Source organism: bacterium, assembly GCA_040754625.1.
GTDB lineage: Bacteria > JACRDZ01 > JAQUKH01 > JAQUKH01 > JAQUKH01 > JAQUKH01.
Map to the genome: position 1 here is coordinate 1 of JBFMCF010000085.1, position 24,648 is coordinate 24,648.

Sequence of the window (24,648 nt, forward strand, 5' to 3'; positions counted from 1 at the left end):
TATGATGATTATTATACCTCAAAATTTTCTTAAAAACAGGGGGGAGCATTTAAAAAGTTGATTTTTATCGATAATGATAAGGAATTTTAATAAAATGTCAAAGAGATTTTTGACATTACGTAAAATTGAAGGGAGGGACAATAATGAAAAAATCAATTTTATTAATATTCAGCATGTTTATTATAAGTACAGGTTGTAAATCTTATATGCAGACTTATATTAAAGAGGAGGTGCCGTTACATAAAATAAAAAAGATAGCTATAATTCCTTTTGACAACACCAGCAAAGATAAAAATGCGGGAGATAAATTAGCGAGTCTTTTTTCATTGGAATTACGTAATTCCAAGCGGTTTGATATAATTGAAGCGGGTGAAGTTGAAAGAGCATTAAAGGAAGTAAAAGTAAGGGTAAAGGGGGGAGTAAGCACCATAGAAGTTTCTGACGTCCAGAAGATAGGTGAAACATTAGGGGCGAATGCGGTAATTATAGGGACAATAGATACCTTTGAGGTAGAGAAGAAGGACGACCCTGTGATTTCAATGAACATCCGTATGCTTGACACAAAAGACGGCTCTCTTATATGGAACGCTGATTATTCAGCGACAGGAAGCAGTTTTGCATATATTCTTGATTTTGGGAAAATAGAATCGCTTAATTTTCTTTGCCGTAAAATGGTTAAACAGGTGCTTGTTCCTGTTATAAAGAAAAGTAAAAACTCTTCAAAAGACGCGAAGATAAAAATTGAAAATGTCAAAAAGCTTTCGGAAGACACAGAGTTAAAATCTAAAGATTTGAAAACAAAAGTTGATGAATTGGAGGTTAAAGCAAAAGAAGCCAGAGAGAAAGCGAATGATATGGAATCGCGTGCAAAACAGGCAGAAAGTGAGGCATTAAGAATAAATCCTGAAGCGATAGCCCGGCAATCAGCCGTATTACAGTCTGAGATTAAAGATGCCGAGGGTAAATTAACGGCAATCACAGAGAATTTAAAAAGGAAATCGGGGAATAAAATCATCATTGAGAATAAGATAAAAGAGATTGAATTGGAATTAAAGGGTTACTATGATAAGATAAATGAACTTAAAAATCAAATTAATATTTGTCAGGCTAAACAAAGAGTAGAAGCTATCAGGGGTAATCACGGGGCGGCTGAAGAATTTAAGAAAAAAGCCGATGAAACCAGAGCAGAATTGGAAACAGTACAAGCAAAACATGATGATATTAAGAAAACTTACGATAGTTATACCGGAGAATTAGAAACCGTAAACCCTGATGTAAAAAAAGCGGAAGATGAAGTAAAGTTTGCAAAAGAAAAGCTCGATTCATTACAGGCCCAGTCAGCGACAATAGAAACCTATAAAAAAAATTTGCCTCCGGTAATTGGGCAGGATCAAATAGCAACAGCAAAACAAAAGGAGGCAGGGGCTAAAACACTCAGGGCAGCAGCAAACCAGGCAAGTATTGAATCAAAACGTTTAAGAGATATGGCTGATCAGGCAAAAAAACAGCTCGAAAAAATAAGCCATGACGCAGATGCTGCAAAAAAGGCTTATGAGGAAATAAGAACTAAATTAGGAGAAGAGTCAATCCCTGATTAGTATTTTTATTGACGGCCTTATTTTATGCAAATTTAAAAAATGTTAATTCGGAGGATATTAAATATGTTTAAAATTTTACTTGTCGGGATGGGCGGTTTTATCGGCTCGATATTCCGGTATCTTTTAGGTAATTGGGTCACCAGATTATTGAATAATCCGGAGTTTCCTTACGGGACATTTACCGTAAATATTCTGGGGTGCCTGATAATTGGTTTTCTTGGCGGTGTTGTTAATTTGCGCCAGGGATTTGCTCCCGAGGCAAGGCTTTTTTTATTTGCCGGGATTCTCGGCGGGTTCACGACATTTTCCTCTTTTGGTTACGAGACTTTTCTTTTATTAAATAACGGAAAAATTTGGACAGCCGGATTTAATATTGTTTCGCAGGTAGTTATCGGATTGATCGCGGTTTGGGTTGGATACAGGCTTTCGGGGATTTTATAATTTTATTTAAAAAGATCAGAATGTGTGCCGGTTCTTTCAAAAACGATTTCTTCTTTTGTTATTTTATAAATCAATAACCAATCAGGTTCAATATGGCATTCTTGCCTGTCTTTGTAATTACCTATAAGTTTATGGTTTTTATATTTTTTATCAAGCGGTTTTTCATGTGTCAGTTGGACGATAACTGCTTTTATTTTTTCAATGTTTTTACTTCTTTTTCGGGCCTTTTCTAAATCTTTTTGGAATTGTTTTGTATATGCCGGCTTTAGCATTATATCCCCAGCTTCTTAAACATTTCATCCGTGCCTAAGCAATGAATCACATTTCTATCAGCGTCTGTGTCTTCAAATACATTTCTTGTTGTTTCATTGGGAACAACAATTGAAAAAGGCAAGCCTTTCCTTAATTTTATCATATGATAAAAAATATTTATTGCCTCGCTTGTAGATATGCCTAAATTCTCTAAAAGATTTTCCACCTCTTTTTTTAATTTAGGCTCAATTCGAGCCCTTATTGTAGCGGTTTTACTCATTTTACTTTCACTTCCTTCCTTTAATTTTCTTTAATATAGCACAAATGGGCTACAAAGTCAATCCAATAGAAAACTCATTAAAAAATCTTAAAATAGGTAAATTTCTATTTTCAAATTATACTATATTCTGATAAAATAAGTAAAATAAGATAGTGTAAAGAAAAGACGGGATGTTATGAACGAAGATAAATGCAAAGCGATTCTAAAGGAAACGCTCAATATAGTTACGGACGGGTAATCTATCGGCGTCAAATCTTAAGAAATCCGCTTGACAAAGCAAATGAAGAGTATAAAATATTTTAGAAATAAAGGAAGGGAGGGCTTACTATGAAAGACAGATTTATTTTAGTGCTGGTTTCGTTTATTGTCCTGCTGATAGTCGTTCTTTTTGGAGATCATAAGTTATTTCCGGTTTTAGGTTCGTTTGTTTTTGCCCATTGCGATACAATGGGCGGGCCTGTTATTAAAGATGCGCAAAGGGCGTTGGAAAGCGGGAACGCGGATGTTATTCTTAAATGGGTCCAGAAAAAAGATGAGGCTGAGATAAAAACGGCTTTTGAAAAAACACTTGCCGTCCGCAAATTAAACCCGGAGGCGAAAGAATTAGCGGATATGTATTTCTTTGAGACGCTTGTCCGTATTCACCGCGCTGGGGAAGGAGCGCCTTATACAGGGCTTAAACCTGTGGGAGAAATTGAACCTATAGTGGCTTTAGCTGATAAATCGATAGAGGGTGGGGCGGTGGATGACCTTGCAAAAAGAATATCAACACATGTATCTGAAGGAATACATGAGCGTTTCAATCATTTAATGGAAAAGAAGAAGCATGCCAGCGAAAGTGTCGAGACAGGCCGTGAATATGTCGAGGCATATGTGGTGTTTGTGCATTTTGTGGAGAAGATACATTCCACTATTTCTGCCGAAACAGGACATCACGGGGAATCAGAGAGTGGAGAAAAAAAAGAGCATAAACATTAATTGTTTTGTTTATTATATTTGCAAAAATAATTTGTAAATTTGCTTGATTTTTTGAAATAAATGAATATAATAGAACTAATAAGAATAAATTATATTTGAGGTGCAATATGCCGAAAACAGTTACTTTAAGATTAAATGAATCTATTTACAGGAAAATAAGAGATTTTGCAGAACAAGATAATAGGCCGTTATCAAATTTTATTGAAACCGCAACCATGAGGTATATGGAACAAATTGAGTATGTTGATGATTTCGAGATGGATGAAATTATAAGAGACATCAGCCTGAATCAAAGTATAAAAAAGGGGATAAAAGACGCTAAGTTGAAAAGGGGCAGATTCATTGACTTATAAAATATTCGAAACGGAAGAGTTTTCTAAGAAACTGAAAGAAATTGATAAAAAGGGCCAACGATTTATTGAGTCAAAATTGAAAAGTTATATTTACCCTCAATTGGCGCAAAGGCCTCAATATGGGAATAATATTAAAAAGTTGCGTGGTTATGTCCCCGATACATGGAGATATAGAATCGGAAATTTTAGGGTGTTTTATATAATTAATGAAGAAGAAAAAGTGGTCGATATTTTATCCATAAAGCCAAGAAAAACAGCCTATGATTAATAAAACCTTGTTCAATGTTATTAAAATTTATCCCTCAAAAAATTTATATTGATGAAGATGTTGCAAATCTGCCTTTTTCACAAAAAATACAATCGAAATTTCCTAATCTGGCTGAAATTATCGATATCCGTAAGGGCGGTTCGCCCGCCTGCGGAACCGCCCCTACTACAAACGTTTGGCGTTTGACCCGCCATAAAGGAAAATTCCTCAGGCTTTGTCCCGGGACCAGAAATTATCTTTGCTGTAATTACTGGATAATTAACATGGCCCATGGATGTCCTTTTTCCTGCAGTTACTGCGCCCTCCAAACTTATGAATTCCCGTATTTAAATATCTTTGCCAATATTAATGATATGTTTACGGAATTAGAGGATTTTTTGAACCGTTATCCCGATAGGTTCTTCCGCATCGGGACAGGTGAATTCACAGACAGCCTTGCGCTGGATAATTATCTTGATGTTAACAAGGATCTTGTAAATTTTTTTTCAGAACGGAAGAATGCTGTCCTGGAGCTGAAGACAAAATCGGATAATGTTGGAAGGTTATTATCATTATGTCCAAAAGAGAATATAATTATTTCCTGGTCGTTAAATACCTCCCGGATTATAAGAGAGGAAGAAAGAGGTGCGCCTGGTTTGGAAGAGCGGCTTGCTGCGGCGCGAAAGTGCCAGGAAAAAGGCTATTGGATCGGGTTCCATTTTGACCCTTTGATTAATTATGACAATTGGGAAAAGGAATATGGTGAAGTAATTGAAAAGATTTTTCAACATGTAAATTCCATCCGGATAGCATGGATCAGTTTGGGGGCGCTTCGTTTCGTTTCCGGTATGGAAGAAAATATTAAGAAAAAAGCCCCGGCCACAAAAATTATCTATGGCGAGCTGATACCGGGGCTGGACAACAAGATGCGGTATTTTAAACCTATCAGAATCGAAATGTTCAAAAAGCTGGCGGATAAAATCAAAAAATTTGATAAGGGTATTCCTGTTTATCTTTGCATGGAAAGCCCGGAGGTCTGGGAAAAAACGCTTGGCTGGAGGCCAAAAAATAATGTTGAAATTGATAATTTTGTAGGGGCAAGGTTTCCTCGTCCCATCTAAATGCTGCACAAAGGCGGGTAACCCCGCTCCTATGAAAGTAAAATAACACCGAGTATTACGAGTATTGTACCTGATATTTTTTTGATTGTCACGGGCTCGCTTAGAAGAATTGTCGAGAAAATAAAAGCGAAAAGCGGATAACTTCCGGCTACCGGCACGACCCTTGATGCCTCCCAGTTTTGAAGTGCCTTGAAATATGTCCACTGGCCGATAAGCCCGGCTAATATTCCCGCCAGCGCGATGAAGAAAATAGTTTTTAAATCAAGGGTGAAAGGCTGTGTGGTTTTTTTGCTGTAAAGTAAAAGGGAAAAAGCGAAAACGCTGACTGTAAAACTTCGTACAGTAACAGCAACAATCGGTGACGCCTTTGTCATTGCTATTTTATCACAGATTGCCGCTGATGCCCAGATAAGCGCGGTAACCAGGGAATATATAAAACCGGCTGATTTCATTTTTTCTGTCTCCCGTTTTTCTCCAAACCTCTTTCCCAGGGTTCGAACCAGAATATACTTATAATACTTTCAAATATCGGCTGAGAGCCACTTGTAGCTCAGTGTTGGATTCGTCACCCTTCGCCAAGGCTTCGGGTGGTAGCACTAACGGGGTTCGAACCCGTGTCCCCGCCTTGAGAGGGCGGTGTCCTAGACCACTAGACGATAGCGCCGGCAATAGTTATAAGTTTCAAGTTGTAAGTGTTAAGTTTATAAAGCGGAATTATAGCTTAATTGCTTTTTATCGTCAATAAGTTTTATGTTTTGATATAAATCATATCCGATATATTTTTTTCTCCGTAACAATGATCTTTACCGGAAAGTCGTGTTCTTCGCGCGGGATTTGGGGGAAGATTTGTTCTTCAAATAAAATAAGAACGGGAATAAATGTTTTATTGGTTTTAGATAATCTTTCAAGAAATCTGTCGTAAAAACCGGCCTTAAGACCGTATCTCGCGCCTTTCAGGTCTCCTGCAGTGCCCGGGAGTATCACTATTTCTAATTTTGACAGGTCACTTTGCAGATTATAATCTTCTTTAGGCTCCGGTATGCCATATTTTTCATCAAAATATTTTTTATCGGGCGGAAAGGCAGGCAGTTTATGAAGTGTCAGTGTTTTTTTCCGCCAGTTTGAACGCGGGACATAAATATTTTTATTTTGTTCTAACGCCCATGAGATAAATTGATTTGTTCCTGCTTCTTTTTTTTCGTCCGAAGAAAGATAGCAAAATATCTCAGAAGAATTTTTAATCTCAGGCAGTGTTGTCAGATGTTGTGTTATTTTTCTGTTTTTTTCTTCTATTTGACTACGAGATAATTTTTCCCGGGCTTCAAGGCCTTTTTGGCGGAAGGTGGATTTGGTCAAAGGAAGTGTCTTGATATTCATGATTTGCTGTATCTTTGAAAATCGATAATAGAAAATTGACCGCAATAGAAGTCTTACGTAATCAAATTTCAATTTTCGATTCTCGATTGCTCTGTCCCGATGTTACATCGGGACTGGCTGGGGAGGAAGGAGTCGAACCTTCACCTGACAGATCCAGAGTCTGTTGTCCTGCCATTAGACCACTCCCCATAAAAATTTTCGTTCCACTCAAATTTTTGAGTATTTTGTTATTTGTACTTTGAAATTTGAAAGGATGGATAATACTAAACGAAAAATTTTTCCAAACTACAAATTACACACACAAAATACAATTTCTATTTGCTGGTTTTTTCTAATAATTCCAGATTGTTTTTTACCATTTCCATGGTAGGATCTATAGTCAAAGCCCGTTCCCACGCTTTTTTGGCATTTTGAACCTGTCCGGATGCCGCGTAAGCGGCACCTAAATTATTATATAGGATAGCCTGTGTGTTGTCAAGATTTATGGCTTTTTCAAGGGCTTCAATTGCCTCTTTAAACATACTTTTACTGCTGTACGCGGTCCCTAAGTTATTATAAGCAAATATGTTGTTTGGATCCAGTTCAATGGCTTTCCTGGCGAAAATAATGGTTTGATCAAACATATCTTTTTTCAGGTATGCACCTGCTATATTACTATATGAAAACGCATTAGTGGAATCCATGTTGATCGAAATTTTATATTGCTCTATCGCTTTATTATAGTCCTGTATTTCTTCATAAATAATGCCGAGATTATTTCTAATAGAAACGTTATCTACTCCAAGTTCCAGTAACTTCTGCATTTCCTTTATAGCCTCGGGATACATTTTTTGTTCCAGGTATATTTCATTCAGCATAATGTGAGGTTCAGGGATTTCCGAGTTGCTTTTAACAAGTTCTTTTAAAGTTTCAATGGTTTTATTGCTATCCCCCAGTTTTTTATATATTTTTACAAGACTGGTATATGCGATTTGGGCGTAAGGGTCTATTTTTATAGCTTCTCTTAATTCCTTCTCGGCTTTACTGAGCTGGTTTATTTCCATGTATAAATTACTTAATGATATAAATAAATCTATTTTTGAATAACCCATTTTTTTCGCGTTAAGCAATTCCTCTTCGGCTTCTTTCAGAAGATTGTTTTTTACATACAATTCCCCTAATTTATAATAAATAGGGGAATAAAGCGGGTCAAGAACTTTTGCAAGCACCAGATTTTCTTTTGCGGCCTCAAAATTTCGTTCTTTTTCAGCAATAACAGCTGATGTATAATATGCAATTGCAGAGCTTGGATTTAGATTCAGCGCTTTATCAATATGTTTTTTTGCATTATCCATCTCTCCGATTTGGGAATATACATAAGCCAGTTTGGCCAGTGTAATGTCTGATTTTGGATTGATTTTCAACGCTGTCTGAAATTCTTCTTTTGCCTTGTGCCAGATTTCCATATTAATGAAAACATTCCCCAGTTCAAAATGTGCCCAGAAAAAATCAGGATTTATTTCAATACTTTTGTTATATTGGAGTATTTTTGTCTGGTTTTGTTTAAGGGCATAACCAAGGAATAAGTAGTTTAGAAGATTTTCTTCCTTAGTACTGCATACTTTTTCATTGTATTCTGAGATAAGTTCCTCTTCTTTGTTAAGTTTTTTGAATAAATCTATCTTCGCAAAATTGGCCTCAATACTGTTTGGTCTTAAAGAAATAGCTTTTGAATACGCTGTAATCGCATTTTTACTATTGTCCGTAATTTCATAGAACCTTCCAAGATTATAAAATGCGTCAAAATTATTCGGGTCTGCGTCTGTTATTTTTTTATATTTTTCGATGTCGTCTTTAAAATCTTCGTAAATAGACGCGGACAGGTTTGTATGAAAAAAGATAAAAAACCCAATAATAAATATAGAAAAAATTTTCCTCATAACACATTATTATACCATTTTTTTATAAGATATTTTCAATAAAATTTTTATATTATCTGGATTGACATGAAAAAAAATCATGATATAATAATTTGTCTTAAATTTTAATTAACTAAAATAAATATAAGGAGGATATAACAAATGCAAATGGTTGGCTGGACTGTTTTTGCACCTATTCTCGGTCTTTTGGGAATAGGAGTGGCTGTGATTATTTATTTATGGATTCTCAAACAGGATGCCGGGAATGAAAAGATGCAGGAAATTGCGGAACAGATTCATCTTGGCGCAATGGTTTTCCTCAAGAGAGAATATACAATCGTATTTGTGTTTATCGGGATAATTTTTCTTGTATTGGCTTATTTTGTAGGGTTATGGACCAGTGTTGCATACATAAGCGGGGCAACCTGTTCAATGCTCGCAGGGATATTTGGCATGCACGCGTCGACAAGGGCAAATGTCCGGACTACCCAGGCGGCTAAATCAAAGGGTGCGGCAGATGCCTTATTGGTTGCGTTTCGCGGCGGTTCCGTAATGGGAATTTCCGTTGCCGCGTTAGGAGTGCTTGGAATCGGTATTTTTTATTACTTTACAAAAGATGTAAACATCATTAATGGTTTTGCGATGGGTGCAAGTTCGCTGGCGCTTTTTGCGCGTGTCGGCGGCGGGATTTACACAAAGAGCGCGGATGTAGGCGCGGACCTTGTCGGCAAGGTAGAGGCAGGGATTCCTGAAGACGACCCGCGAAACCCCGCGGTTATTGCCGATAACGTAGGTGATAACGTCGGTGATACGGCGGGAATGGGAGCGGATTTGTTTGAATCATATATCGGTGCGGTTGTATCTACGATGGTTTTGGGATTGGTCACAGATGAGGGTCTTCGGTCAGCCTTGATGGGTCTTCCCCTTATTCTGATAATGATAGGCCTCGTGGCTTCTGTAATCGGGATTTCATCGATGGATTTTTTAAAGAAGATAAACCCGCAGTCGGCGTTAAATTATGCGACATATATAAGCTGTGTGCTTTTTATAATCGGGGCTTATTTTGCCACGATGAATATGCTTGGCAAGATAGATGTATTCTGGGCGATTGCGGCGGGTTTGGGTGCGGGAGTTCTTATCGGCAAAGAAAGCGAGTATTACACATCAGGCAAACCTATTGAAGAAATAGCGCAAAGCAGTGTATCTGGCGCGGCCACGAATATTATCACGGGCCTCGCTGTTGGTTTCCAGAGCACAATTCTCCCGATGCTGACAATATGTGTTGCGATTTTTGTTTCTTATTATTTCGCCGGGCTTTATGGAATTGCAATTTCAGCAGTTGGGATGCTTTCAACAATCGGGATTGTAATGTCAACGGATTCATACGGCCCGATTTCGGATAATTCGGGCGGTATCGCCGAAATGTCAGGCGCGGGTCCTGAAGTCCGGAAAATTACGGATACACTGGATTCACTTGGAAACACCACCGCGGCAATCGGCAAGGGGTTTGCAATCGGTTCAGCCGCATTGACATCCCTGGCCTTATTTGTGGCGTTTAGACAGCAGGCAAAACTGGAATCAATTGATTTGACAAACGCAAATGTTTTACTCGGGATTTTTGTGGGAGGAGTAGTCCCGTTTTTTATTGCCGCGATAACAATGAAGGCAGTGGGCCGCGCGGCAAACGGATTGGTGCTCGAAGTCCGGCGCCAGTTCAAAGAGATAGCCGGACTTATGGAAGGAAAGGCAAAACCGGATACCGCAAGATGTATTGATATTGCGACAAAATGTGCATTGAAAGAAATGATTATCCCTGGGGCCTGTGCGGTGGTTCTGCCATTGGCCATAGGGTTTCTTTTTGGTAAAGAAATGCTTGCCGGTTTTCTCGTGGGGGCTACCATGGTCGGGGTTTTATTCGGGATAATGATGGCGAACACAGGCGGTGCGTGGGATAACGCAAAGAAATGGATTGAAGCGGGTAATCTGGGCGGGAAAGGTTCGCCGACACACAAGGTGGCAGTTGTCGGTGACACAGTTGGCGACCCGTTTAAAGACACAACCGGTCCGGCAATGAATATTTTGATTAAATTGATGTCGGTTGTTTCTCTTGTTTTCGCGCCGTTGTTTCTTAAATAGAAATTTATTATTGCGAATATTTTTCAAAGCCCCGTGTAAAAAACACGGGGCTTTTTATTTAAACCGCCCTTTAAATTGACATCTTATTATTTCTAATGTAGAATAAATCAATATGTCGGGAGGCTGACATGCATGAATTAACCACATTCCAATGGCTGTATATTTTTGAATTAACCGCCCCTGTTTTTTATAGAATTAAAAGGGGATATCTTAAAAATGAAGAAGACAGGAAAACATTTTTGCATTTTGAAGAAATGGAAACACCTCATTCTCCAATGATTAAGGAATTTTTAAAAAGATATAACCGCGGGGTATTTCCATTCCCAAAAGTTGTCGAAATCCCGGCCGCGGTTTTTTCCCATATCATATGTTTATTCGGTGAAAAGGCAATGTTTTACTTTGAATATTTGTTTGAATATGAGGCAGTGCATGTTTATACCAAATTGATAAATAATACAAAAGATGATGAATTTAAAAAGGTAAATATTATTTTGCGGGGCGAAGAAATTCCGCATTTGCAATTTTTCCAGAAAAAGCTGGGGAAAGAAATATATAAAATAGAATAAAAAATTTTATGTCAAAAGAAAAAATACTCATAGTGGAAGATGATAAAAATATTTCCAAATTAATTAAATATAACCTTGAAAAAGCGGGTTATGCCTGCAGCATAGCGGCGGGCGGCGAGGCTGTCCCCGGGATTTTAGAAAAAGAACCGTTTGTCCTTGTTATACTTGACATTATGCTTCCCGGAATGGATGGTTTTGAAGTGTGCCGGCTGATAAAAAAAGATGATAGATTTAAAAACATACCTGTAATAATGCTCACAGCCAAAGGTGAAGAGGTTGACAGGGTGGTAGGTTTTGAATTGGGTGCGGATGATTATATTGTCAAACCTTTCAGCCCGCGTGAGCTTGTTTTAAGAATAAAAGCCATCTTAAAAAGAACCATGCCGGAGGAAATCAAAAAAGATGTCCTCGATGCAGGAAATATCTGCATGGATATAACCAGGCACAAGGTTACAATTAACCAGAAAGAGGTTGAACTTACGCCTCTGGAATTCAAATTACTTGCCACTCTTATACAAAGGCGGGGCAGGCTCCAGTCAAGGGATGGTTTATTGCAAGACGTGTGGAATTTTGATTCAGAGGTTGATACCCGCACTATTGACACTCATATAAAGCGTTTGAGGGAAAAGCTGGGTAAATCCGGAAATATGATTGAGACTATAAGAGGAATGGGGTATAGGTTCAAGGAAGAATAACTTGTTGACAATTGAGCATTAACTATTGACAATTCATAATTAATTTAATTAATGCTTAATTGCCAATTGTTAATTAAATACAAAATAATGATAATTTATATAATTTTTGTAATTATTATTTCCATCCTCCTTTTGAAACTCTCCAAGGCAAACCGGCTTATCCAAAAATTAAAATTTTTGTCACGGGAAACAGAATTAAAATTAAATAAACAGATAGAGATTAGTTCCATTGACAAGGCGAAACTCGAAGCGGTATTGTCGAGTATGGTTGAAGGTGTGCTTGTTGTTGACAGGAAAAGAGAAATTTTGCTGATTAACCCGTCGCTGAGAAAAACCCTTATAATAGAACTCCCGCCTGAGGGTAAAAGGCCGTTAGAGGTTATTTCAAATATTTCCGTTCATGATATTGTATTGAAAACGCTGGAGGAACAAAAGTTAATTTCTGAGGAAATATCGCTTAACCTGCCGGAAGAAAAATTTTTCCTGATTAACAGCGTTCCTGTAATTAAAGATAAAGAAACAGAAGGGGCAATTTTAGTCTTTCATGATATTACTGAGATAAAACGTTTGGAGAAAATCCGCAGTGAGTTTGTAGCCAACGTGTCTCATGAATTGCGGACCCCTTTATCAAGCATAAAAGGTTACGCCGAGACCCTTCTGGACGGGGCGATCGGTGACAAAAAGAACCTGCGCGATTTTATTGAGATAATCCATCATGACAGCGACCGCCTTGCGAAATTAATCGATGATTTGCTGGATTTGTCAAAAATAGAATCGGGAAGGATGAAAATTACGCTTGAAATAGTTGATATTTCGGACATAGCGAAACAAACCATCTCAATTTTGGATAACCAGGCAAAAAGAAAATCCATTTCAATAAATGTGGACATTCCACAAGGCCTGCCAAAGGCGGCAGCGGATGGTAAACGCCTTTCCCAGGTTTTTTTGAACCTTCTCGATAACGCGGTAAAATACACGCCTGAAGGAGGTTCGGTAAAAATCAGCGCTTCTTCAAAAGAAAAATTTATTCAAGTCAATGTGTCTGACACAGGGATTGGAATTCCAAAAGAGGCCATTCCGAGAATTTTTGAAAGATTTTACCGCGTTGACAGGGCCCGCTCCCGCGATCTGGGCGGGACCGGTCTCGGTCTTTCCATCGTCAAGCACATCGTCCAGGCCCATGGCGGAGAGGTATGGGTGAAATCCGAGTTGGGCAGGGGATCCATATTCGGTTTTAGTGTTCCGCAGGCGTATTACGGTATTCCTTGATTAACTCAAGCAATTCATTACCGAATTGTTCGGTCTTTTTATTGCCTATCCCTTTGATTTTTTTGAGTTCCCTGAGAGAGGACGGGAGCTCATTTGCCAGTTGCACAATAGTTTTTTGATGTAATATCATGAAGTGCGGCACATTTTGCTCACCGGCCTTGTTATCACGCCATGTTTTGAGGTCCAGATAAAGTTTGGGATGGGCGGTATAAGAGGATATATGTTTATCAGGGGCTTTCCCTGCAGGTTTTATTTCGGGTTTATCCATAGCGGCTTTCGCCTTTGCTGTCAAAAAGTCCTTTATGGTAAACCCTCCGCGGCATGCCTCGAAACAGGCTAATTTGATTATTACCTCCCCGCCGAGCCGTTTCAACGCCTCTCTTATCAATTTTTGCACGGATTTATTGTCTGTTTCTATCCCGGTATTTTGCAATATGTTAAAGATAATGATATTGATTTTTTCGGTAAAATAAATACCGGCCTTTTTTATACGGTCCTGCAAATCCGGGTTTTCTTCTATATTATTCTGTTCAGCGGTTAATTGTCTTAACTGAACTTTGAATTTCTCTGCCGCATCCATAATTTCAGTTTTAAAAGACGCGTTCATCCCGTCAAAAATTTGTTTAAGACCGGGATAAAGACTGGCCTTATATTCATCCATGAGTTTTATGCAGTAATTTAATTGTCTCTGGATAAGGTTAAAATCAAGGAGTTCATTAAGAAGCATATTTTGATAAGTGTTTTTAGATTCCTCCAAAAGTTTTTGACCGGGAGGGCTTTGTTTGGCATTAAGACTAAAGGCCCTTATGGCTGGGTCGCTTTTAATGCTTTTGTGTGAAATAGGCGTGTTCAGCACCAGGCCATCCAGTGTTTTTAAACGGCTCAAGGCCACATAAACCTGGCCGTGGGCAAAGGCGGCATTGGCATCAATAACGGCTTTTTCGAAAGTCAATCCCTGGCTTTTGTGAATGGTAATGGCCCACGCTAATTTTAGAGGATATTGAGTGAAAGTGCCGGTAACATCCTCTTTTATTTCTTTTGTAGTTTCATCAATGGAATATTTTATATTTTGCCACTCAACGGGAAGTGCCAATACCGGGTCCGTACCACCGGGGCATTGGACAAAAACGGAATCATCTTTAATGGAGATAACCGTACCTATTTTCCCGTTATAATAAAGCTTTTCGCGTGAACTGTCATTTTTAACAAACATTACCTGCGCGCCCTCTTTTAATGTAAGTCCGGGGTCGGTCGGGAATGCGTATTCGGGAAAATCGCCTTCTACGACTGCTTTAAAGATGTGCGCCTTCCCTGCCAGCCTTTTCAGTTTCGATTCATTTATATTTTTGGCATGGGCATTATGGGTTGTAAGGTAAATATATCCCTTTTCATCACGATGGCTGAACCCGGGTATATATCTTTTATTCAGTTCACGCAGTGTGTCGTCATCTAACGTGTTTTCGCGTATTTTATTTAGAATCTCAATAAAGGCATTATCGCTCTGGCGGTAGATATGTTTAAGTTCAATGCTTACATATTGGGTTTGTTGAAGTGCCTTGCTCCCAAAGAAAAATACGGTATCATAATAATCTTTTAAAACCGTCCATTCATCATCTTTCACAACGGGCGCAAGCTGTTCAAGGTCTCCTATCATAAGCAGTTGTAACCCTCCGAACGGTTTGTCCCTGTCTCTGTATCTTCGCAGCACCCCGTCAACCCCGTCAAGAAGGTCGGCCCTTACCATGCTTATTTCGTCAATTACAAGAAGATCGAGGCCTTTGATAATATTTATTTTTTCACGGCTGAATTTTTTACTATTGTCCCCCTGTTTTTCCCCGGGGATACAAGGTCCAAAAGGCATCTGGAAAAACGAGTGGATTGTCACCCCGCCCGCATTAATCGCGGCAACACCTGTCGGCGCGGTAACTATCATCCTTTTAGGCAAATTTTTTTTTAAGTTATGCAGGAATGTAGTTTTGCCGGTGCCGGCTTTTCCCGTGAGAAAAATATTTTTACACGTGAATTTTACAAAATCGAAAGCCAGTTGTGATTGGAAATCATGCGTAGTTTCCATATGTATTTATAAAATTATATACTTGCTGGAAACTGCTGTCAAGGTTTCTGTGAAAAAATACTTGACAAGATAAATCTGATTATGTATACTATTCAGTAAAATCAGAATTATCAGAATAAATGGAGGTAGTAAAATGGTAAAAAAAAGAGATGTGGCCTGCTGCGGCAGTGAAATGCCGATGGGGTGCTGCAAGGTTGAATCACTCGTTAACGTGGATGAGCGCGGACAGATGGTTTTGCCTAAAGAAGTGCGGGAAAAAGCCGGCATCAGGGCAAACGATAAATTGGCGCTGGTAAGCTTTGAAAAAGAGGGGAAAATATGCTGTATCAGTTTAATCAAAGCGGAGGAACTGGCAAAAATGGTAAAAGGTATTCTTGGCCCGCTTGTGGATGATGTATTTAAAAAATAGGAGGAAGTGAAAATGGGAAATGTAAACATAAAACAAATAGTGAGGGAAAATTACGCAAAGATTGTAAAAAATGACAGTACTTGTTGTGTCCCTAAAAAATCGTGTTGCGGAAATGTTAACGCGGCAGAACACATAAGCAAAAATATAGGTTATTCTACGGAAGAACTTAAGTCAGTTCCTGAAGGCGCCAACCTCGGGCTTGGCTGCGGCAATCCAACCGCGTTAGCGTCGCTAAAAAAAGGAGAGACAGTCCTCGATCTTGGTTCGGGCGCCGGTTTTGATTGTTTTTTGGCGGCAAATAAGGTTGGAAAAAACGGGAAAGTCATAGGTATTGACATGACCCCTGAAATGATTGAAAAGGCGAAAGAAAATGCCGGTAAAGGGAATATTCGAAATGTGGAATTTAAACTGGGAGAAATTGAGGCCCTGCCGGTGGATAATAATTCAGTTGATGTAATAATCTCAAACTGTGTAATCAATCTGTCCCCCGACAAGGAAAAGGTGTTTAAAGAGGCATTCCGGGTTTTAAAACCCGGTGGGAGAATGATGGTTTCGGATATTGTCCTGCTGGAAGCGCTCCCGGATTTCGTGAAAAATTCAATTGAGGCATATGTCGGATGCCTCGCGGGCGCGATAAATAAAAATGAATACATTGACGCAGTAAAAAAAGCGGGATTCGATGAAGTAAGAATAGCTGACGAAAATTCTTTTCCCGTGGAATTCATGGCAAATGACCCGACAGCAAAGGCGGTAATGAATAATTTGAAAATATCATTTGAAAAACTGTGTGAAATAGGGAAATCCATTGTCAGTATAAAGGTGTCAGCGTTTAAAAACAGGGGAATATCCACGGGTAGACATCTTGTTGACAACTATGAAAATATGATTTATCACAAAGTTGTATAATCCTATGGACATCTTGTTGACAACTTTAAAATATCATTATATAATAAAGTTGTAAACCCCCGCACCAAAGATTTTGGTGTGGGGGTAAATTAAAACAGGAGATATGTGTGGATATACCTGCATTAATAATCAAACGGATAAAAAAAAGCGGAAGCGCAAGAATATCGGAAATTGTAAAAGCCACCGGATATTCAAGGCAATACATTAACAAATATTTTCAGGAATTGAGAAATGAAGGTGAAATAAAACTGCTTGGAAGGGCAAATAAGGCTTTTTATGTTCCGGCAAAAGGCAGGCTGGCAGACCGGGCACAGAAAAACATTACCAGGATCCACCGCATTTTGGTTAACAAAGGTCTTTCGGAAGATGTGGTCTTTAATGAAATTAAACAAAAAAGCGGAGTTTTATTTAATATCCCGAAAAATGTTTTGGATATAATAAATTATGCTTTTACAGAGATGTTAAATAATGCTATTGAACATTCACAGTCAAAAAAAATAGAAATAACAATAGTGCGGAATAAAAGAAACATTAATTTTAACGTGGTTGACAGAGGAATAGGTATTTATAATAATATAATGCAAAAAAAGCGCCTTAGAGACTCCATTGAAGCCATACAGGATTTGCTTAAGGGAAAAGAAACTACCGCCCCGCAGGAACATAGCGGTGAAGGGATTTTTTTTACGTCAAAGGTTGCTGATTTTTTCAGCATACAAAGCTCAAAGAAAAAACTTATTTTTGAAAATACAATAGATGATATTTTTATTAAAGACATCAGGTATTTCAAGGGCACAAAAATATTTTTTTTAATAAATATTGATACGGAAAAACAGATTGGGAACATATTTAGAGAATACACTGATGATTCATTTGAGTTTAAAAAAACAAAAGTTACTGTAAAACTTTATAAAAAGGGTTTAGAATATGTATCACGGTCACAGGCGCGAAGAATCTTGAGCGGGCTGGATAAATTTAAAACAATTTACATGGATTTTAAAAATATTGAAACAGTTGGGCAGGGTTTTGCCGATGAAGTTTTTCACGTATGGAAATCGCATAATCCCGGGATTTCAGTTCTGCCGCTTAACGCCAATGAAAACGTACATTTTATGATTAACCGCGCAAAAAAATCAGTGGAGCTGTCTTTTCTAAAATAATCTCTGTTAAAAAAGCAGATTTATATTCGATTAAGAGAAGCTTGCTTCTTTATCCACTTAAACGATTTTTGAGCAGATTCCGCCTGTACTGGGGCAACATTCAGTTTTACATTCCAATTTACAAACCTGCATAGTGTTCCGTCATAGGCAGGATGGCGGCGTATGCGGCGCTCGGCTGGATTATTATCAGTTCCCTTTTAAGCGTTCCGCAGGCCGCGCAGTTTTTGCAGAAATACATGTCAAAGGCTCTTGGCCCTCTTTTGATAATCACGGGGTTGTTCTTGTTGGAAATAATCACTCTGCAAATGCCTGGGATTTCGTTGTCTCAAAAACACCTATTATTTAACAAGGAAGATCGGGGCGGGGTGTGAGTAGAAAATATACCTAAAAGGCCATTAAAATAAGTGTTAACAGAAATATAGTTGACATTCGTCAAGATATTACAATAAAAGAACCAGAGTTCCGATGGTATAATTTGCAAGAGATAGATGTAAATATGGAAGTCAAGCCGATAGGAATAATCCTCACACCGTTTGAATACAAAAAGGATACTCCCATCCAACCTTTTAAATCGAAGGCCATCGGGAAAGTTGAAATATTTAAAAAATATCAAGATGGGTTAGAAAATATAGAGGGTTTACTCTTTGCAATTCTGTAAAATAATTTTGTGGAAAACATTGAAAATTCTCTTGACAGATAACATTAGATAACATATTATTAGCATATGCCAATAATATATTAATGGAGGGAGTATGACAAGACCTTTTAAATGCAGGTGCATAAAAAGTGAACCTCAAATAGGCTATTTTAAACCGAGAGGTATTCCTTTGACAAGCCTTGAAGAGGTCAATTTAACGCTGGATGAATTTGAGGCAATAAGACTTGCTGACCTCGAAGGATTGTATCAAGAGGAAGCGGCAGAGAAAATGAAGGTTTCACGGCAAACCTTCGGTAATATCATAAATTCCGCGCACAATAAAATTGCCGAGGCAATAATAAACGCAAAGGCAATAAAAATAGAAGGAGGTGTATATAAAATGACAAACATGAGGAAATTTAAATGCAGTGACTGTAATCATTCATGGGAACTGCCATATGGGACCGGCAGACCGCAGGTATGTCCTGAATGCAAAAGCAAAAATATCCACAGGGCAGAAGAAGACAGAGGTTGTGCCAGAACGAATAGAAGCAGTGGTTATGGTCGAGGAAAATGTGGGAGGGCAATAAAATGAGAATTTGTATTCCAACAGAAACAGCCGATGGAAAATCAGCAAAGGTGTATGGCCATTTTGGAAGCACGCCATATTTCACCATTTATGACAGCAAGCAAAATAATTTTGAGATAATCAAAAATTCTAATTTGCATCATCTTCATGGAACGTGTCATCCTATGGGAGTACTAGATAATAAAAGCATTGACGCGGTTGTATGCGGGGGTATGGGCACCAGGGCAGTGCAAAAACTTAATGAAGGCGGTATCAAGGCATATAGAACAACTGAAGGAATTGTTGAAGAAATAATCAGGAATTACAAAAATGGCAAACTGCAGGAAATAACCGTTGAAAATTCCTGTATCCAGCATGACTGTCATTAATTTTAAACAAAAATAATGCGGATAAAACTTATCGCTGTTGGCTCAACTAAATGGGAGAGATTCATCCGAAAATGGGGAGTTTCTTTTCTGATAGGTGAAGACGTTTTATTTGATACCTTTGGAAATCCCGGTATTTTCTTGAGCAATATTCAAAGGATAAATATTGATTTATCGAGGATAAAACACATAGTTATCTCTCATGATGACTGGGATCATATTTCAGGTCTTTGCCATATAACAGATACCCGTAAAAATATAAAGGTATATATCTGCCCTGATTTTGCCCAGGAGAGTAAAGAAAAGATAAGGTTTTCTTGTGTAAACGTAATCGAGGCAAATAGTTTATTAAAAATCAAAGATGAAATTTATACAACTGGTCAAATCTATGGAGAATCAGAAGGCAAACGCAAACCGGTTTATGAACAATCACTAATAGTAAAATCTTCAAAAGGACTAACGATTGTTACCGGCTGTGCCCATCCGGGGATAATAAATATTTTGGATAATGTTAAAAAACAATTTAACGAAAATATCTATTTGGTTTTAGGTGGATTGCATTTGAAAGATAAAACAATAGGAGAAATTCAAGAAGTTTTATCTAAGTTGAAACATTATAGAGTTCAAAAGGTTGCACCTTTGCATTGCACAGGCAAAAGAGCAGAACAGCTATTAAAAAACGCATATAACGATAATTATATCTCTTTAAATGCAGGAGAGGTTTTGGAACTTTAAGGAAAACAAGGAATATCGTATGGCAGATTTTAAATGGATCAATGAAGCAAGGCAAACGTTAGGTTTAGACGAGTATGCGAGCCTGGAAGAGATAAAGTCGGCTTATAGAGAATTAGCTTTGAAGTATCACCCCGATGGTTGTGTGGATAAAAAGAAAAAGGAATGCGAGGAGAAGTTTAAAAAAATAGCTTCTGCCAGAGATATTCTTATGACTTATTGCGCAGGCTATAGATATTCTTTTAAGGAAAAGGATGTAAAAAGGAATACTATGGATAAAGAGGTTTACGAACATCTAAAACGGTTCTACGATGGATGGCTGGGCGATTTGGATTTATGAGCAATATATTTGACAAACATTATAAAGAATATGATGCCTGGTATGATAAAAATAAATTTGCCTATTTATCAGAGTTAGAAGCTATTAAAAAAGTTTTACCCAAAAGAGGTAAAGGTTTGGAAATTGGCGTAGGCACAGGAAGATTTGCCTCTGCTTTAGGGATTAAATTTGGAATCGACCCATCTGAAAGAATGCTTGAAACCGCTAAACAGAGAGGCATTAATGTAAGAGCAGCTTATGGAGAAAAATTGCCGTTTGAAAATTCGACCTTTAATTATGTCGCAATTATTATCACCTTATGCTTTGTCAAAAATCCTCAAAAAGTTTTAAAGGAGGCAAAAAGAGTTTTAAAAAAAGGCGGGAAGATCATTATAGGTATTGTTGATAAAGACAGTTTTCTTGGTAAATTTTATGAATCAAAGAAGAAAGAGAGTAAATTTTACAAGCATGCCAACTTTTATTCTGTTGGACAAGTTTTGGATTGGCTAAAAAAATTGAAGTTCGAACACATTAATATTTATCAGACAATCTTCAAAATCCCAAAGAGAACAATTGCAATTGAGCCTGTTAAGGAAGGCTATGGAGACGGGGGTTTCGTTGTAATCGCCGCGCAGATAATGTCAAAAAAAGAATGAAAGAGATTAGGGAAGGAAAGAATTATGATAGAACAAACAGAGCAGGAAATACAACAGGAAGAACGGCTTAAAGCGAATCTGGCAAAGATAAAAAATAAGTTTATAGTTATCAGCGGAAAAGGCGGGGTTGGAAAGACCACAGTATCAGTTAATCTGGCATACGGACTGGCTATTGAGGGATATAAGGTTGGTGTTTTAGATACAGATATACATGGCCCAAATGTACCTAAAATGATGGGTATCGAAAAGAAAAGGCTGATAGCCTCGGAATCCGGAATAGAGCCAATAAAGGTTTTATCAAATTTGAAAGTAATAAGTATTGCTTTGACCACTGATGATCAGGATGAGCCTGTTATCTGGCGAGGCCCGGTCAAGATGGGCGTAATTAATCAATTTTTGTCTGATGTTAATTGGGGAGAGCTTGATTATTTAATTATTGATTCACCTCCCGGAACTGGAGATGAACCTTTAACTGTTTGCCAGCTTATTCCGGATATAAATGGGGCAATAGTTGTTACAACTCCCCAGGATGTTGCCATTTTAGATTCCAGAAAAAGTGTAATGTTTGCCAAGGCATTAAAAATTCCTGTGATAGGAATAATTGAAAATATGAGCGGATTTATATGCCCTCATTGTAAAGAAAAAACAGATTTGTTTAAAAAAGGCGGCGGCGAAAAAGCAGCCAAAGATTTAAATGTGCCGTTCTTAGGGAGCATTCCCATTGAACCAGAGATTGTAAAATTAGGGGATGAAGGCAAACCCTATATATATTTTTCTTCCGGAAGCAGCATATTTACCCCGTTAGAGAAAGCCACAAACGAAGAAAGTGGTAAACCTTCATTTTCTAACGGGGTTAGAGGACAAAATTCTCTAACGGGGTTTGCGGGAGGAAATGAAAGTGAAACAGCAAAAGTAATTGAAGAAATTGTTCGGAAAATTTTAGAAAATTCCATTAATAAAAACCAGCACTAAAGATTATGAAAGATTTGGAATCTTTTGTGAAAGATATAAAGTATTTTGGAAAGATGGATAATCCTACAAGCTGGGCATACGTTAAAGGTCCCTGTGGAGATGAAATGGAGTTTTATCTTCGTATTGATAATGACATAATAGAAGAGGTTAAATTTTATACAGAAGGTTGTATTTTTACTGTTGCCTGTGGTGCGATGACTGCACATTTAGCTCTGGGGAAATCAATTGACGGAGCATTAAGCATTTCTCCATGGACAGTAATCAATGAATTGGAAGGTATACCAAAAGACCATATCCACTGTTCCATTTTGGCTGTAACCAGTCTATACAGGGCCATTACGGATTACTTGCTGAAAGAATAAGATTTAAGGAGTAATATTTTAGAAAAAGATATAGAAGAGGCAGAGGAATCTAAAATTAGTATATTATAGAAAGGAAGTAAAAGTGGAACTTATGTCCAAAAAGAAGCCTAATGTAATTACTGGCGAGATAGTTTCAGTAAATATAAGTTCAGAAAAAGGTGTAAGTAAAAAAAGTGTAGCCAAGGTTTTATTAAAAGAAAATTCTGGGCTCGAGAATGATGCGCATGCAAAGACACCGAATAGAGAAGTCAGTCTTTTAGCCGTCGAATCTATTTCAAAAATGAGAAGGAAAAAACTGGCTGTTAATCCGGGTGATTTTGCAGAGAATATAACTACTAAAGGTATAGATCTTCTGCGTTTGCCGTTAGGCACAAAAGTGCAGATTGGCGAGGCATTGCTTGAAATAACGCAGATTGGAAAGATATGCCATTCAGGGTGTCAGGTTTTTTTAAAAATAGGGGACTGTGTAATGCCAAAGGAAGGTATTTTTGCAAAGGTTGTGCATGGCGGTGAAATAAAAGTTGGAGATATAATCATATGCACAATAAACTAATCCAAATTATGAATGATAAAACTATAAGTGGTTTTCCCGGCGGCACTGTCAGAGTTGGTTTGGGATATTTCAATACCGAAGATGATATTCAGTATCTGATAAGTAGTTTAAAAATGATTTTAAGACCTTTAAAATAGGTGTTAATTGTATTACAATATAAAGAATCAGATTTATTAAAATTTAAAATGAATTTTAGAATGAAAGAAGTAGTATGACTCGAAAATTTATTTCCGTTTTTCTTACAATTTTTTATTTATGGCTTTTGGGATTTTCTTATTTTTTTCATACCTGTAGTTTAAATACATATTCCCATCAATCTATTTCGGACCAAAATAATCATACGAATGAAGATTATATTATTCCTTATAATTCAATTTCCTCAAAAGAACAGCATAATTGCTTGGCTTGTTCATGGGATAATAATTTTAAAGGGAATCTGTTTAATAATAAAATTGTCTTTTTTTCTTTCAACATCTCTCCAAAAATTATATTACTCCAACATGAAGTTTTTCTCCAACAAATCTATTTAATTACTAATTTCTCACATGCTCCTCCACAAATAGTTTAAAGGCACAAATAAAAAATTACTATTTATTGAATTATTGCGGAGGTGTAAAAATGTCAAAACATTTAATAATTATTTTAAGTTTTATCCTTCTCCTTACAAGTTTTATTTTTGCTCAGGATAATTCAGGTGAAAATTTTAGCAGGCAGGGAATGGGTGGAATGTCAACCAATCTTCCCGATATAAGTGTAACCGGTGATTTTTATGGGAAGGCAGGCAGTGATAAAAATGATGCTGAGCGAAATAAATTAACAACAAGGAGTATTGAACTTAGTTTGCAGGGGTATCTTTATCCTGAAATGCGTGCAGATATTTTTCTTGCCATGCATAAACATGGAGAAAATACCGAACCAGAGATCTGCGAGGTTTATATAAGTTTTTTAAAACTTTTTGATAAACTAAGCGGTAAAGTCGGCAAGATTCATGTTGATTTTGGAAAGATAAACAAGGTTCATCAACATCATCGTCCCTATGTTGATCAACCACGGGTAATAACTAATTTTTTTGGGGACTATGGACTGGTAGGTGAAGGAGCTTATTTAAGCTATCTTTTCCCCCTGCCCTTTTTCGCTCAGCTTGATGTTGGCGCATGGCAAATTCCAGCCCATGAGCATGAGCCCGAAGAAAAAGAGGTTACAGGTGTAAAGGATGCAGATGGAAATGATATCGAGGAGCTTCTTGTCCCTGGCGAATGTTCCGAATCAGAATTTGGCATGGGCGGAGAAGTTTATACTTCACGGCTATGGTTTTCTTTCCCTGTTTCCATTAAATCAGAACTGGAGATAGGGGCGAGCGGCGCAACGGGTTACGGGTCCCATTACACACACCATAAAGACGACACTGACATTGTCGGCGCTGATGTGACTTATAAACTATGGCCTTCGGCTCATTCCCGCCTGCTTTTTCAAAACGAGTATTTAAAACTTAAAAGGATTGTTCCGCCAGGGAAACTGAACAGAAGTGGTTTTTACAGCTTTCTTGAATACAAGTTTAATAAATACTGGGATGCTGGAGCTAGTGTAGTGTCTCTAACAGATCTTTACTTATAGCGATTTTATCCATAATAGATTCGACAGAAGCAGTCCAGACAAATATTTTTGGATTTTGATTGTGTGACTCAATATATTGTTTGATAACTGTA

At 37.7% G+C, this 24,648-nt stretch carries 29 protein-coding genes and 2 tRNA genes; 23 read left to right on the forward strand and 8 right to left on the reverse strand.

Annotation, left to right across the window (positions count from 1 at the left end; genetic code table 11):
* Positions 1-143 precede the first annotated feature (143 nt).
* Entirely contained in the window at positions 144-1,598 is a 1,455-nt protein-coding gene (locus tag AB1498_07635) for a CsgG/HfaB family protein (GenBank protein MEW6088162.1), read from the forward strand.
* Between the two features lie 63 nt (positions 1,599-1,661).
* The gene (crcB, locus tag AB1498_07640) at positions 1,662-2,039 is read left to right on the forward strand and encodes a fluoride efflux transporter CrcB (protein MEW6088163.1); all 378 of its coding nucleotides are present in this window, start codon (positions 1,662-1,664) and stop codon (positions 2,037-2,039) included.
* Positions 2,040-2,041: 2 nt separating this feature from the next.
* Here crcB and AB1498_07645 read toward each other — a convergent pair whose 3' ends face one another.
* On the reverse strand, positions 2,042-2,311 hold the full coding sequence (locus tag AB1498_07645; protein ID MEW6088164.1) for a type II toxin-antitoxin system YafQ family toxin: 270 nt from the start codon (positions 2,309-2,311) through the stop codon (positions 2,042-2,044).
* Positions 2,311-2,571: a type II toxin-antitoxin system RelB/DinJ family antitoxin gene (locus AB1498_07650; protein MEW6088165.1), complete on the reverse strand. Its 261-nt coding sequence runs from the start codon at positions 2,569-2,571 to the stop codon at positions 2,311-2,313. The genes AB1498_07645 and AB1498_07650 overlap by 1 nt, the downstream gene beginning before the upstream one ends.
* Before the next feature lie 327 nt (positions 2,572-2,898).
* Here AB1498_07650 and AB1498_07655 point away from each other — a divergent pair, with 327 nt between their 5' ends.
* From AB1498_07655 to AB1498_07670, 4 genes are all read left to right on the forward strand, one after another.
* Complete coding sequence (locus AB1498_07655; GenBank protein ID MEW6088166.1) at positions 2,899-3,549, forward strand: DUF6448 family protein; 651 nt, start codon at positions 2,899-2,901, stop codon at positions 3,547-3,549.
* Between the two features lie 107 nt (positions 3,550-3,656).
* Complete coding sequence (locus AB1498_07660; GenBank protein MEW6088167.1) at positions 3,657-3,902, forward strand: CopG family transcriptional regulator; 246 nt, start codon at positions 3,657-3,659, stop codon at positions 3,900-3,902.
* On the forward strand, positions 3,892-4,170 hold the full coding sequence (locus AB1498_07665; GenBank protein MEW6088168.1) for a type II toxin-antitoxin system RelE/ParE family toxin: 279 nt from the start codon (positions 3,892-3,894) through the stop codon (positions 4,168-4,170). Before AB1498_07660 ends, AB1498_07665 begins: the two co-directional genes overlap by 11 nt.
* A 14-nt stretch (positions 4,171-4,184) precedes the next feature.
* Entirely contained in the window at positions 4,185-5,270 is a 1,086-nt protein-coding gene (locus AB1498_07670; GenBank protein MEW6088169.1) for a radical SAM protein, read from the forward strand.
* Positions 5,271-5,299: 29 nt separating this feature from the next.
* Here the strand turns inward: AB1498_07670 and AB1498_07675 are convergent, their stop codons facing one another.
* The 5 genes from AB1498_07675 to AB1498_07695 all read right to left on the reverse strand — a co-directional run bounded on the left by AB1498_07675 (position 5,300) and on the right by AB1498_07695 (position 8,566).
* Positions 5,300-5,722: an EamA family transporter gene (locus AB1498_07675; protein ID MEW6088170.1), complete on the reverse strand. Its 423-nt coding sequence runs from the start codon at positions 5,720-5,722 to the stop codon at positions 5,300-5,302.
* Between the two features lie 136 nt (positions 5,723-5,858).
* Positions 5,859-5,934: transfer RNA gene (locus AB1498_07680), tRNA-Glu, on the reverse strand.
* Between the two features lie 101 nt (positions 5,935-6,035).
* The gene (locus AB1498_07685; GenBank protein MEW6088171.1) at positions 6,036-6,647 is read right to left on the reverse strand and encodes a 5-formyltetrahydrofolate cyclo-ligase; all 612 of its coding nucleotides are present in this window, start codon (positions 6,645-6,647) and stop codon (positions 6,036-6,038) included.
* A gap of 114 nt (positions 6,648-6,761) precedes the next feature.
* A tRNA-Gln gene (locus AB1498_07690) sits at positions 6,762-6,836 on the reverse strand.
* A gap of 125 nt (positions 6,837-6,961) precedes the next feature.
* Positions 6,962-8,566 carry a tetratricopeptide repeat protein gene (locus AB1498_07695; protein MEW6088172.1) on the reverse strand — a complete coding sequence of 535 codons (1,605 nt, stop codon included), beginning with the start codon at positions 8,564-8,566 and terminating at the stop codon, positions 6,962-6,964.
* Between the two features lie 141 nt (positions 8,567-8,707).
* Between AB1498_07695 and AB1498_07700 the strand changes: the two genes are divergently transcribed.
* The 4 genes from AB1498_07700 (at position 8,708) to pnpS (ending at position 13,211) form a co-directional block, all read left to right on the forward strand.
* Positions 8,708-10,681 (forward strand): sodium-translocating pyrophosphatase, encoded by a 1,974-nt coding sequence (locus AB1498_07700; protein ID MEW6088173.1) that lies wholly within the window; start codon positions 8,708-8,710, stop codon positions 10,679-10,681.
* A gap of 128 nt (positions 10,682-10,809) precedes the next feature.
* Positions 10,810-11,247 (forward strand): hypothetical protein, encoded by a 438-nt coding sequence (locus AB1498_07705; protein ID MEW6088174.1) that lies wholly within the window; start codon positions 10,810-10,812, stop codon positions 11,245-11,247.
* An 8-nt stretch (positions 11,248-11,255) separates the two neighbouring features.
* Entirely contained in the window at positions 11,256-11,942 is a 687-nt protein-coding gene (locus AB1498_07710) for a response regulator transcription factor (GenBank protein MEW6088175.1), read from the forward strand.
* An 87-nt stretch (positions 11,943-12,029) separates the two neighbouring features.
* Positions 12,030-13,211: a two-component system histidine kinase PnpS gene (pnpS, locus tag AB1498_07715; protein MEW6088176.1), complete on the forward strand. Its 1,182-nt coding sequence runs from the start codon at positions 12,030-12,032 to the stop codon at positions 13,209-13,211.
* On the opposite strand, the gene AB1498_07720 is transcribed toward pnpS, so the two are convergent.
* Positions 13,177-15,285, reverse strand: coding sequence for an HRDC domain-containing protein (locus tag AB1498_07720; protein ID MEW6088177.1), 2,109 nt, complete (start codon positions 15,283-15,285; stop codon positions 13,177-13,179). The genes pnpS and AB1498_07720 overlap by 35 nt on opposite strands.
* Before the next feature lie 133 nt (positions 15,286-15,418).
* On the opposite strand from AB1498_07720, the gene hgcC reads away from it, so the two are divergent.
* From hgcC to AB1498_07785, 13 genes are all read left to right on the forward strand, one after another.
* On the forward strand, positions 15,419-15,694 hold the full coding sequence (gene hgcC, locus AB1498_07725; protein ID MEW6088178.1) for an HgcAB-associated protein HgcC: 276 nt from the start codon (positions 15,419-15,421) through the stop codon (positions 15,692-15,694).
* 12 nt (positions 15,695-15,706) lie between these two features.
* Positions 15,707-16,600 carry an arsenite methyltransferase gene (locus AB1498_07730; GenBank protein ID MEW6088179.1) on the forward strand — a complete coding sequence of 298 codons (894 nt, stop codon included), beginning with the start codon at positions 15,707-15,709 and terminating at the stop codon, positions 16,598-16,600.
* Positions 16,601-16,707: 107 nt separating this feature from the next.
* Positions 16,708-17,757 (forward strand): DUF4325 domain-containing protein, encoded by a 1,050-nt coding sequence (locus AB1498_07735; GenBank protein ID MEW6088180.1) that lies wholly within the window; start codon positions 16,708-16,710, stop codon positions 17,755-17,757.
* Between the two features lie 752 nt (positions 17,758-18,509).
* Positions 18,510-18,989 (forward strand): DUF134 domain-containing protein, encoded by a 480-nt coding sequence (locus AB1498_07740; protein MEW6088181.1) that lies wholly within the window; start codon positions 18,510-18,512, stop codon positions 18,987-18,989.
* Positions 18,986-19,351 (forward strand): NifB/NifX family molybdenum-iron cluster-binding protein, encoded by a 366-nt coding sequence (locus AB1498_07745; protein MEW6088182.1) that lies wholly within the window; start codon positions 18,986-18,988, stop codon positions 19,349-19,351. Before AB1498_07740 ends, AB1498_07745 begins: the two co-directional genes overlap by 4 nt.
* A 15-nt stretch (positions 19,352-19,366) precedes the next feature.
* The gene (locus AB1498_07750) at positions 19,367-20,083 is read left to right on the forward strand and encodes an MBL fold metallo-hydrolase (GenBank protein MEW6088183.1); all 717 of its coding nucleotides are present in this window, start codon (positions 19,367-19,369) and stop codon (positions 20,081-20,083) included.
* A 19-nt stretch (positions 20,084-20,102) separates the two neighbouring features.
* Positions 20,103-20,420, forward strand: a complete 318-nt coding sequence (locus AB1498_07755; protein MEW6088184.1) for a DnaJ domain-containing protein — start codon at positions 20,103-20,105, stop codon at positions 20,418-20,420.
* Positions 20,417-21,055: a class I SAM-dependent methyltransferase gene (locus AB1498_07760; GenBank protein MEW6088185.1), complete on the forward strand. Its 639-nt coding sequence runs from the start codon at positions 20,417-20,419 to the stop codon at positions 21,053-21,055. The genes AB1498_07755 and AB1498_07760 overlap by 4 nt, the downstream gene beginning before the upstream one ends.
* 24 nt (positions 21,056-21,079) lie before the next feature.
* Positions 21,080-22,027 (forward strand): Mrp/NBP35 family ATP-binding protein, encoded by a 948-nt coding sequence (locus AB1498_07765; GenBank protein MEW6088186.1) that lies wholly within the window; start codon positions 21,080-21,082, stop codon positions 22,025-22,027.
* 26 nt (positions 22,028-22,053) lie between these two features.
* The gene (locus AB1498_07770) at positions 22,054-22,389 is read left to right on the forward strand and encodes an iron-sulfur cluster assembly scaffold protein (GenBank protein ID MEW6088187.1); all 336 of its coding nucleotides are present in this window, start codon (positions 22,054-22,056) and stop codon (positions 22,387-22,389) included.
* Positions 22,390-22,480: 91 nt separating this feature from the next.
* Positions 22,481-22,942 carry an MOSC domain-containing protein gene (locus AB1498_07775; protein ID MEW6088188.1) on the forward strand — a complete coding sequence of 154 codons (462 nt, stop codon included), beginning with the start codon at positions 22,481-22,483 and terminating at the stop codon, positions 22,940-22,942.
* The gene (locus tag AB1498_07780) at positions 22,927-23,079 is read left to right on the forward strand and encodes a hypothetical protein (GenBank protein MEW6088189.1); all 153 of its coding nucleotides are present in this window, start codon (positions 22,927-22,929) and stop codon (positions 23,077-23,079) included. The genes AB1498_07775 and AB1498_07780 overlap by 16 nt, the downstream gene beginning before the upstream one ends.
* Positions 23,080-23,560: 481 nt before the next feature.
* Positions 23,561-24,556, forward strand: coding sequence for a hypothetical protein (locus AB1498_07785; protein ID MEW6088190.1), 996 nt, complete (start codon positions 23,561-23,563; stop codon positions 24,554-24,556).
* Positions 24,557-24,648: the final 92 nt, after the last annotated feature.